This window comes from Psychrobacter sp. AOP31-B2-9, assembly GCF_052378005.1.
Taxonomy (GTDB): domain Bacteria; phylum Pseudomonadota; class Gammaproteobacteria; order Pseudomonadales; family Moraxellaceae; genus Psychrobacter.
This window is the reverse complement of sequence record NZ_JBQSXG010000374.1, coordinates 1-288: the sequence shown is the minus strand read 5'-3', so window position 1 is coordinate 288 and position 288 is coordinate 1. Positions and strand designations below refer to the sequence as shown.

The 288-nt window shown below is 43.4% G+C and carries 1 protein-coding gene; it reads left to right on the top strand.

Annotation, left to right across the window (positions count from 1 at the left end; all coding sequences use genetic code 11):
* Positions 1 to 288: IS1 family transposase (locus ACT3SX_RS15695; RefSeq protein WP_444528694.1), on the top strand; the 288-nt coding region annotated here is incomplete at both ends.

Genomic DNA, 288 nt, shown 5'->3' with positions numbered 1-288 from the left:
TGGGGCAAACGTGACCTGAAAACAGCTAAGAAGCTAAGAGCCCGTCTTAAACAACTGAAAGTCAGCTATGGCTCTATTAGCATGGATAACTGGGATAGCTTTATAACCGCATTCAAGCCTGACAAGAAACAAATCGGCAAGCAGCATACGGTAGGCATAGAAGGTAATAACTGTCGCCTTAGGCACCGATTGCGACGAGCCGTTCGAAAGACCTGCTGCTTCTCAAAGAAGTTTGATAACCACTTTAAGGTGTTTGATTTGGTATTCTTCTATGTCAATTATGGCTAT